Origin of the sequence: Salmonella sp. SAL04162, from assembly GCF_046551535.1 — a bacterium.
In the GTDB taxonomy this organism is placed as follows: Bacteria; Pseudomonadota; Gammaproteobacteria; order Enterobacterales; family Enterobacteriaceae; genus Salmonella; species Salmonella enterica.
This window is the reverse complement of sequence record NZ_JBGDVX010000009.1, coordinates 217152-226560: the sequence shown is the minus strand read 5'-3', so window position 1 is coordinate 226560 and position 9409 is coordinate 217152. Positions and strand designations below refer to the sequence as shown.

General features: G+C 52.2%; 12 protein-coding genes and 1 rRNA gene. 8 read left to right on the top strand and 5 right to left on the bottom strand.

Annotation, left to right across the window (positions count from 1 at the left end):
• Both ACLJRH_RS18465 and gmhB read right to left on the bottom strand, forming a co-directional pair.
• Positions 1-260: ribosomal RNA gene (locus ACLJRH_RS18465) — 16S ribosomal RNA — on the bottom strand; the annotation flags it as partial.
• A gap of 368 nt (positions 261-628) precedes the next feature.
• Positions 629-1195 carry a D-glycero-beta-D-manno-heptose 1,7-bisphosphate 7-phosphatase gene (gene gmhB, locus ACLJRH_RS18460; RefSeq protein WP_023137345.1) on the bottom strand — a complete coding sequence of 189 codons (567 nt, stop codon included), beginning with the start codon at positions 1193-1195 and terminating at the stop codon, positions 629-631.
• A 189-nt stretch (positions 1196-1384) separates the two neighbouring features.
• Here gmhB and metN point away from each other — a divergent pair, with 189 nt between their 5' ends.
• The 6 genes from metN (at position 1385) to proS (ending at position 6972) form a co-directional block, all read left to right on the top strand.
• A complete protein-coding gene (gene metN, locus ACLJRH_RS18455) occupies positions 1385-2416 on the top strand; it encodes a methionine ABC transporter ATP-binding protein MetN (protein WP_000594021.1) in 1032 nt (343 codons plus the stop codon).
• Positions 2409-3062 carry a methionine ABC transporter permease MetI gene (locus ACLJRH_RS18450; RefSeq protein WP_001287486.1) on the top strand — a complete coding sequence of 218 codons (654 nt, stop codon included), beginning with the start codon at positions 2409-2411 and terminating at the stop codon, positions 3060-3062. Before metN ends, ACLJRH_RS18450 begins: the two co-directional genes overlap by 8 nt.
• A gap of 38 nt (positions 3063-3100) precedes the next feature.
• Positions 3101-3916, top strand: a complete 816-nt coding sequence (metQ, locus tag ACLJRH_RS18445) for a methionine ABC transporter substrate-binding lipoprotein MetQ (protein WP_000874215.1) — start codon at positions 3101-3103, stop codon at positions 3914-3916.
• A gap of 118 nt (positions 3917-4034) precedes the next feature.
• A complete protein-coding gene (gene rcsF / locus ACLJRH_RS18440) occupies positions 4035-4439 on the top strand; it encodes an Rcs stress response system protein RcsF (RefSeq protein WP_001202315.1) in 405 nt (134 codons plus the stop codon).
• Positions 4436-5143 (top strand): tRNA (N6-threonylcarbamoyladenosine(37)-N6)-methyltransferase TrmO, encoded by a 708-nt coding sequence (gene tsaA / locus ACLJRH_RS18435; RefSeq protein ID WP_000093989.1) that lies wholly within the window; start codon positions 4436-4438, stop codon positions 5141-5143. The genes rcsF and tsaA overlap by 4 nt, the downstream gene beginning before the upstream one ends.
• Positions 5144-5253: 110 nt before the next feature.
• Positions 5254-6972 carry a proline--tRNA ligase gene (proS, locus tag ACLJRH_RS18430; protein ID WP_023137346.1) on the top strand — a complete coding sequence of 573 codons (1719 nt, stop codon included), beginning with the start codon at positions 5254-5256 and terminating at the stop codon, positions 6970-6972.
• A gap of 73 nt (positions 6973-7045) precedes the next feature.
• Here proS and nlpE read toward each other — a convergent pair whose 3' ends face one another.
• The 3 genes from nlpE to ACLJRH_RS18415 are packed head-to-tail and all read right to left on the bottom strand — an operon-like array spanning position 7046 to position 8743.
• Positions 7046-7747 carry an envelope stress response activation lipoprotein NlpE gene (gene nlpE / locus ACLJRH_RS18425; RefSeq protein ID WP_000252576.1) on the bottom strand — a complete coding sequence of 234 codons (702 nt, stop codon included), beginning with the start codon at positions 7745-7747 and terminating at the stop codon, positions 7046-7048.
• Positions 7748-7778: 31 nt separating this feature from the next.
• Positions 7779-8201: an alternative ribosome rescue aminoacyl-tRNA hydrolase ArfB gene (gene arfB, locus ACLJRH_RS18420; protein WP_000560527.1), complete on the bottom strand. Its 423-nt coding sequence runs from the start codon at positions 8199-8201 to the stop codon at positions 7779-7781.
• Positions 8198-8743, bottom strand: a complete 546-nt coding sequence (locus tag ACLJRH_RS18415) for a YaeQ family protein (protein ID WP_001185319.1) — start codon at positions 8741-8743, stop codon at positions 8198-8200. The genes arfB and ACLJRH_RS18415 overlap by 4 nt, the downstream gene beginning before the upstream one ends.
• 197 nt (positions 8744-8940) lie before the next feature.
• Here ACLJRH_RS18415 and ACLJRH_RS18410 point away from each other — a divergent pair, with 197 nt between their 5' ends.
• A complete protein-coding gene (locus ACLJRH_RS18410) occupies positions 8941-9141 on the top strand; it encodes a YaeP family protein (protein ID WP_001518678.1) in 201 nt (66 codons plus the stop codon).
• On the top strand, positions 9128-9388 hold the full coding sequence (gene rof, locus ACLJRH_RS18405; protein ID WP_000062330.1) for a Rho-binding antiterminator: 261 nt from the start codon (positions 9128-9130) through the stop codon (positions 9386-9388). Before ACLJRH_RS18410 ends, rof begins: the two co-directional genes overlap by 14 nt.
• The last annotated feature ends 21 nt before the right edge of the window (positions 9389-9409 follow it).

Sequence of the window (9409 nt, the reverse complement as noted above, 5' to 3'; positions counted from 1 at the left end):
CCTCACCAACAAGCTAATCCCATCTGGGCACATCTGATGGCAAGAGGCCCGAAGGTCCCCCTCTTTGGTCTTGCGACGTTATGCGGTATTAGCCACCGTTTCCAGTAGTTATCCCCCTCCATCAGGCAGTTTCCCAGACATTACTCACCCGTCCGCCACTCGTCAGCAAAGCAGCAAGCTGCTTCCTGTTACCGTTCGACTTGCATGTGTTAGGCCTGCCGCCAGCGTTCAATCTGAGCCATGATCAAACTCTTCAATTTAAAAGTTTGATGCTCAAAGAATTAAACTTCGTAATGAATTACGTGTTCACTCTTGAGACTTGGTATTCATTTTTCGTCCGAGGACGTTAAGAATCCGTATCTTCGAGTGCCCACACAGATTGTCTGATAAATTGTTAAAGAGCAGTGCGACGCGGCTTTCGCTCACCGTCGCGAGGTGGCGTATATTACGCTTTCCTCTTTCAGAGTCAACCCTGAATTTCAGGATTTTTCTCTTCAACCGACCGGCTGTTTGTGTGAAGTGATTCACATCCGCCGTGTCGATGGAGGCGCATTATAGGGAGTCGGTTCAGGAAGACAAGCGGAAAAATGCATTTTTGTTTTAACCGCTCATCTTTTATCCATAACGCTTATTTTTGCTGCTTTTTTATCGCCGATGGCAGGTCGGCAAGGCTGTTTAACACCAAGTCCGCCGCGTTTTCTGCTTCTGCCGTGACCGGTTTGCCCGTACGCACCAGCACTTTTGTCCCGACATTTGCCGCCGCTGCCGCCTGCATATCTTCCAGCTTGTCTCCCACCATATAAGAAGCCGCCATATCGATATGCAGGAAATCACGCGCCGAGATAAGCATTCCTGGATGCGGCTTGCGGCAATCACATACCTGGCGGAACTCTTCTATACTGCCCTGCGGATGGTGAGGACAATAATAGATGCCGTCCAAATCGACATCGCGATCCGCCAACGACCAGTCCATCCATTCGGTTAAGGTTTCAAACTGCGCCTCAGTGAATTTGCCGCGCGCGATTCCGGACTGGTTCGTCACCACCACCAACGCATAGCCCATTTTTTTTAGCTCGCGCATCGCGTCAATAACACCGTCTATAAACTCAAATGCATCGATTTCATGTACGTAGCCGTGATCCACATTAATGGTGCCGTCACGGTCGAGAAAAATTGCGGGTACAGACTTTGCCACCTTTTATAGCTCCTGAGTAAAGCAAGTGGCGCTAGTATCGCATGTTTCAGCAGGCAAGAAAGTGCTCATCGTATAAAGCCTGATTGATTTAGACGTCTGGATGCCTTAACATCCATTCTGTTGACGGCGTTGACCGTATTAGACAGACGAAAATGCCACGGCTAACTTAATTACGATAATAAATAACCAATGATTAAACTTTCGAATATTACCAAAGTGTTCCAGCAGGGGACGCGCACCATTCAGGCGCTAAATAATGTCAGCCTGCACGTCCCTGCCGGGCAGATTTATGGCGTCATTGGCGCCTCCGGCGCCGGTAAAAGTACGCTTATCCGCTGCGTTAACTTACTTGAACGCCCAACCGAAGGCAGCGTTCAGGTCGGCGGTCAGGAGCTGACAACGCTTTCAGAGTCTGAGTTGACCAAAGCTCGCCGTCAAATCGGCATGATTTTCCAACATTTTAACCTGCTCTCTTCCCGTACCGTGTTTGGCAACGTCGCGTTGCCGCTGGAACTGGATAATACACCAAAGGAAGAGATCAAACGCCGTGTCACAGAGCTGCTGGATTTAGTCGGTCTTGGCGACAAGCACGACAGCTATCCGGCAAATCTTTCCGGCGGTCAGAAACAGCGTGTCGCGATTGCCCGCGCGTTAGCCAGTAATCCAAAAGTGTTGCTGTGCGATGAAGCCACCAGCGCGCTTGATCCCGCGACGACCCGTTCGATTCTGGAATTGCTGAAAGATATCAACCGTCGTCTGGGGTTGACGATTCTGCTTATCACTCATGAAATGGATGTCGTGAAACGTATCTGCGACTGTGTTGCCGTCATCAGTAATGGCGAGCTTATTGAGCAGGATACGGTCAGCGAAGTCTTCTCGCACCCTAAAACGCCGCTGGCGCAGAAGTTTATTCAGTCCACTCTGCACCTGGACATTCCGGAAGATTACCAGGCGCGTTTGAAAGCGTCGCCGGAAACTGACAGCGTGCCGATGCTGCGCATGGAGTTCACCGGGCAGTCTGTGGATGCCCCGCTGCTTTCTGAAACCGCGCGTCGTTTCAACGTGAACAATAATATTATCAGCGCGCAGATGGATTACGCGGGCGGTGTGAAGTTCGGCATTATGCTAACGGAAATGCACGGCACACAAGAAGAGACGCAAGCCGCAATTGCCTGGCTGCAGGATCACCATGTGAAAGTAGAGGTACTGGGTTATGTCTGAGGCAATGATGTGGTTACTGGTTCGTGGCGTTTGGGAAACGTTGGCGATGACCTTTGTCTCCGGTTTCTTCGGTTTCGTGATTGGCCTGCCGGTTGGCGTATTGCTGTATGTTACGCGCCCGGGGCAGATTATGGAGAACGCCAGGCTGTATCGCTCCCTCTCTGCGGTGGTCAATATTTTCCGCTCGATTCCCTTTATCATCCTGCTGGTGTGGATGATTCCTTTTACCCGAATAATTGTCGGCACCTCCATTGGTTTGCAGGCCGCGATTGTACCGCTGACCGTCGGCGCCGCGCCTTTTATCGCCCGTATGGTGGAAAATGCGTTGTTAGAGATCCCTGCCGGGCTGATTGAGGCCTCGCGAGCGATGGGCGCCACGCCGCTGCAAATTGTACGTAAAATCCTTTTACCGGAAGCGCTGCCTGGTCTGGTGAATGCGGCAACCATTACACTGATCACCCTGGTCGGTTACTCCGCAATGGGCGGCGCCGTCGGCGCAGGCGGCCTCGGTCAAATCGGCTATCAGTACGGTTATATTGGATACAATGCTACCGTGATGAATACGGTGCTGGTATTACTTGTCGTTCTGGTTTATTTAATTCAGTTATCCGGCGATCGCATCGTCAGGGCTGTCACGCATAAGTAACGTTAAACACAACACAAATACTCATTAAGGAAATAAGCATGGCGTTCAAATTCAAAACCTTTGCGGCAGTGGGTGCTCTGATTGGTTCTCTGGCACTTGCGGGTTGCGGTCAGGATGAAAAAGATCCGAACCATATTAAAGTCGGCGTAATCGTTGGCGCAGAGCAGCAAGTTGCCGAAGTCGCGCAGAAAGTCGCGAAAGAAAAATACGGCCTGGACGTGGAATTGGTGACCTTTAATGATTATGTTCTGCCTAATGAAGCGCTGAGCAAAGGCGATATCGATGCCAATGCCTTCCAGCACAAACCGTATCTGGATCAGCAAATCAAAGATCGCGGCTACAAACTGGTTTCCGTTGGTAAGACTTTTGTCTATCCCATTGCAGGATATTCCAAAAAAATCAAATCTCTGGATGAGCTCAAGGACGGTTCCCAGGTCGCTGTGCCTAACGACCCGACCAACCTTGGTCGTTCCCTGTTGCTGCTGCAAAAAGTAGGGCTGATTAAACTGAAAGACGGCGTCGGTCTGCTTCCTACCTCGCTGGATATCGTGGAAAACCCGAAAAATCTGAAAATTGTTGAGCTGGAAGCGCCGCAGTTGCCGCGTTCGCTGGATGACGCGCAGATCGCGTTAGCGGTCATCAATACGACTTACGCCAGCCAGATTGGCCTGACGCCAGCGAAAGACGGTATCTTCGTTGAAGATAAAGATTCTCCGTACGTTAACCTGATCGTGACGCGTGAAGATAACAAAGACGCCGAGAATGTGAAAAAATTCGTTCAGGCTTACCAGTCTGATGAAGTGTACGAAGCCGCAAATAAAGTTTTTAATGGCGGTGCGGTGAAAGGCTGGTAAGTTTTAGGCTGATTCCACAATCTGTAATATTATTCAGGACGGGCTATTGCCCGTCTTGTCATTTATGCAAGCTCCTGATTCAATATCTGGCAATTAGAACATTCATTGAGGAAATATTATGCGTGCTTTACCGATCTGTTTATTGGCACTCATGCTGGGCGGTTGTTCCATGCTAAGCAGATCCCCTGTTGAACCCGTTCAAAGCACCGCAACCCCGCCAAAAGCGGAGCCGGAGAAACCTAAAGCGCCGCGTGCCGCTCCCGTCAGGATTTACACCAATGCTGAAGACTTAGTCGGCAAACCTTTCCGCGATCTTGGCGAGGTTAGCGGCGAATCCTGCCAGGCGACAAATCAAGACTCTCCGCCTAACATTCCAACTGCGCGCAAGCGTATGCAGATTAATGCATCTAAAATGAAAGCCAACGCCGTCCTGCTGCACAGCTGTGAAATTACCAGCGGCACGCCAGGCTGCTATCGTCAGGCGGTTTGTATCGGGTCCGCCCTGAATATTTCGGCGAAATGAGCAGCTTTCAGTTTGAACAAATCGGCGTTATTCGCTCCCCCTATAAAGAAAAATTCGCCGTTCCGCGCCAGCCCGGTCTGGTCAAAAGCGCCTGCGGCGAACTGCATCTGATAGCGCCTTACAACCAGGCCGATGCCGTTCGCGGCCTGGAGGCGTTCAGCCATTTGTGGGTGCTTTTCGTTTTTCATCAGACGATGGACGGCGGCTGGCGGCCAACAGTTCGTCCGCCCCGTCTTGGCGGTAACGCCAGAATGGGCGTTTTTGCCACGCGCTCCACGTTCCGCCCCAATCCGATTGGCATGTCGCTCGTTGCGCTAAAAGGTATCGAGTGCCGGAAAGAGAGCGTAATTCTGAAATTAGGCAGTCTGGATCTGGTGGATGGCACGCCGGTGGTGGATATCAAACCGTATTTACCGTTTGCCGAGGCCTTACCGGACGCCGCCGCCAGCTATGCGCAACAGGCGCCGATAGCTGAAATGCCCGTGAGTTTTACCGCTGAGGTGGCTCAACAGCTTACGACGCTGGAAAGGCGTTATCCGCAGCTACGGACATTTATTTGCGATGTGCTGGCGCAAGATCCTCGCCCGGCTTATCGTAAGGGTGAAGAGACGGGCAAAACCTATGCCGTCTGGCTGCATGATTTTAACGTGCGCTGGCGTGTGGTTAGCACTGGATTTGAAGTGTTTGCGCTGGAACCACGGTAATTTCACTCCCTTCTCTTTTGACATCTCTTGCACGCTGGTAAACTAAATCACTTTTTTTGTATCAGGCTCACATTGAGCCTGTTCGATCGTTCAACTGGAACCGTAACAACATGCGTACTAGCCAATACCTGCTCTCCACTCTGAAGGAGACACCTGCCGACGCCGAGGTTATCAGCCACCAGCTGATGCTGCGCGCCGGGATGATCCGCAAGCTCGCCTCCGGGTTATATACCTGGCTGCCGACCGGCCTGCGCGTCCTGAAAAAAGTCGAAAACATCGTGCGTGAAGAGATGAACAACGCCGGTGCTATCGAGGTGTCGATGCCAGTCGTTCAGCCAGCCGACCTGTGGCAAGAGAGTGGTCGTTGGGAACAGTACGGTCCGGAACTGCTGCGTTTTGTCGACCGTGGCGAGCGTCCGTTCGTACTCGGCCCGACCCACGAAGAAGTTATCACCGATCTGGTGCGTAATGAACTCAGCTCTTATAAGCAGTTGCCGCTGAACTTCTTCCAAATCCAGACCAAATTCCGTGATGAAGTGCGTCCGCGCTTTGGCGTGATGCGTTCGCGCGAATTCCTGATGAAAGATGCTTACTCTTTCCACACCTCTCAGGAGTCGTTGCAGGAAACCTATGACGCCATGTACGCCGCGTATAGCCGTATCTTCAGCCGTATGGGGCTGGATTTCCGCGCGGTACAGGCCGATACCGGTTCTATCGGCGGCAACGCCTCGCATGAATTCCAGGTGCTGGCGCAAAGCGGCGAAGACGATATCGTTTTCTCTGATGTTTCTGATTACGCGGCTAACATTGAACTGGCAGAAGCTATCGCGCCGCAAACGCCGCGCGCAGCGGCGACGCAGGAAATGACTCTGGTCGATACGCCAAATGCCAAAACCATCGTGGAGCTGGTGGAACAGTTCAACCTGCCAATTGAAAAAACGGTAAAAACGCTGCTGGTGAAAGCGGCGAAAGACAGCAAGTCTCCGCTGGTGGCTCTGCTGGTTCGCGGCGATCATGAACTGAATGAAGTTAAAGCGGAAAAACTGCCGCACGTTGCCAGCCCGCTGACCTTCGCTACCGAAGAAGAGATTCGCGCCGTAATTAATGCCGGCCCTGGCTCCCTCGGCCCGGTCAATATGCCGATTCCGGTCATCATCGATCGTACCGTTGCCGCCATGAGCGATTTTGCCGCTGGCGCCAACATCGACGGTAAACACTACTTTGGTATTAACTGGGATCGCGATGTGGCGACGCCTGTTGTTGCCGACATCCGTAACGTAGTCGCCGGCGATCCGAGTCCGGATGGTCAGGGAACGTTGCTTATCAAACGCGGTATCGAAGTGGGTCACATCTTCCAGTTAGGTACCAAGTACTCAGAAGCGCTGAAAGCCTCCGTTCAGGGTGAAGATGGCCGTAACCAGATCCTGACAATGGGCTGCTATGGTATCGGCGTAACACGTGTCGTTGCCGCGGCTATCGAGCAGAACTTTGACGAGCGCGGCATTGTATGGCCTGACGCCATTGCGCCTTTCCAGGTCGCTATTCTGCCGATGAATATGCACAAATCCTTCCGTGTGCAGGAGCTGGCGGAAAAGCTGTACAGCGAATTGCGCGCGCAGGGCATTGAAGTGCTGATGGACGACCGTAAAGAGCGCCCGGGCGTGATGTTTGCCGATATGGAGCTGATTGGTATTCCACATACTATCGTGATTGGCGATCGCAACCTGGATAACGACGATATTGAGTATAAATACCGTCGCAGCGGTGAAAAATCGCTGATTAAAACCGGCGATATCGTTGATTATCTGGTCAAGGCGATTAAAGGCTAAACGACATTTTGTTGGGATTGCCCGGCGCCACCCGGCAGATATGTAAAGGCCTCGCATCCTGCGAGGCCTTTTATTAGTGAGTGCAATCTTTACCCGGCGCAAACTTCGCGTTTTTATCGGCTATTAGCATTTTTACCGGCTCGCCCGTGTCCGGGTTCGCGGCAAACACAAAATGCCCTTCTACCGTCAGCAGCACCGGTTTTTCCGCTTCACCTTTCGCCGTCAGATAGCCGCGCTCAAGCTGGGCGTTACTGGCGACCGGCAGCCGTTTTCCGGTCGCACAATCGGTAAAGGTCGCCGCATCGGCCCTGTATACATACATACCACGCAACGGCATTGGCGTTACCGGCAGGCTGGCGGTAACAGGCACAAGAGTATAATTAAGCTGCGAAGCCACCGGATTGCCTTCTCTGTCGAGCATCTCCAGCGCATTGCCTTTCGCGCGATAATACGATTTCTCGCCATTGCTGTCGGTTAACACCAGTTTATCCGCCGTCCGCGCCCAGGTACCGTATGACGCAAAAGAGGAAGGTTCTTCGCGCACGCCCTGATAGCGCTCGTTCATCACCCATGTGCCGTCTTTTTCCAGAAACAGTGACGTTTCAATACCTTCACAATCCGCACAGGGCAGCACGCCGCGCCAGCTTTGCTGCATGGGTTTTAATTCCGCCGCCTGCGCAGGTTGCAGGGCGTCAACTTCCGCACGGTTATTACACCCTATCAATGCAAATAGCGTACAGGCTGCCGCTACTGACAATATTGCTGTTCTCACCATAAAATCCTTATGAAATTGCTATTCCTGCCCGTCAATCCAGTGGACGACGAACTTTGCCGCGAAGCGCCTTTACAGAAGATTTTTGCGCCTTTGAGGACAAGCGGCGCTCTTTCGAGGCACGCGTCGGACGGGTTGCGCGACGGCTTTTCTGCTCCGCGGTTAATTCTTTTATGACGGCAACCAGCCTGGCGATAGCCGCTTCCCGGTTGAGCTCCTGGCTCCGGAACTCCTGCGCCTTAATGATAATGACGCCATCATCACTTATCAGATGGTGGCTGGCCGTCAGCAAACGCTGTTTATAATACTCTGGCAGGCCAGAGGCCCGAATGTCAAAGCGCAAATGAATCGCGCTAGAGGTCTTATTTACGTGCTGACCACCCGCGCCCTGCGCGCGAATGGCCGTAATTTCCAGCTCATTATCGGCTATGGAGACCGTCCGGGAGATGGCAATCATGAGGGCTGTTGCCAGGCGGTTAGCTGTATTTCCAGATTATTCCGAGCATCAGAAAGCCAGATTGCGCCGTCCTGAATCGTCGCCTGTAGCGTCATGGTACGATCGGCAAATTCACTGAGTTGCGCCAGTTGCCCGTCATCCAGATACCAGACGGACAGGTTAGCGAACTGCGCGCACTTGCTTTGATGCTGCTGCCACCAGATTTGCGCCGCCCGGGAGTTATAAGCAAAGAGCGCGACGTCGCTCGCCTGAGTACAGGCTTTCTTAATACGGCGCTCATCCGGCAGCCCCAGCTCTATCCAGAGATCGATGCCCAGATGATCGTTGCGCAGCCAGGCCTCCGGCTCATCTTCCGCGCTGAGCCCGCGTGTAAACTGCAACCGTTCATCAGCATATTTTATCCATGCCAACAGGCGCAGCATCATGCGCTCCTGCGTTTCAGAAGGGTGACGCGCCAGCGTCAATGCCGCATCCAGAAACCGGTTGCGATCAAGGTCAGCCACATTGACGACGGCTTTATAAATTGTCGCTTTAAGCGCCATGAGAAAACTCCTTTCGAATCAGGCGCCCATTGTAGCGAAAACCGCGCTAAAAGGCTGTTAACGAATCTTTTACCCACTCGCGTCAGGCGCTGATATTGCGCAAATGAGTATGGTATAGTCACCTTGCTAAACAAGATTTAACTTCGTAGGCTTAGACTTGCATCCACGGTTAAGTCAGAATGCTGACAGGAGGGCATGTGGAAAAATATTGTGAGTTAGTACGCAAGCGGTATGCGGAAATCGCCAGCGGAGACTTAGGGTATGTCCCGGATGCGCTGGGTTGTGTATTGAAAGTGCTTAATGAAGTGGCGGCAGATAGCGCCCTTTCAGAGTCGGTCAGGGAAAAGGCAGCTTATGCTGCCGCGAACTTACTGGTGAGCGATTATGTCAATGAATGAAACGTATCAACCCATTAATTGCGATGACTACGATAGTCTTGAGCTTGCCTGCATGCATCATTTAATACTGACGCTAACGTTAAAAGATGGCGAGGTTTTGCAGGCAAAAGCGAACGATTTGATCTTACGTAAAAACGTAGAGTATCTGCTTGCCGAGGTTTCCGGCGAGTCTTGTGAACTTCGTCTCGATAAAATCGCCAGTTTCAGCCACCCGGAAATTGGTACCGTGGTAGTTAGCGAATCCTGAGTATTTTGTTGCCGGATGGTG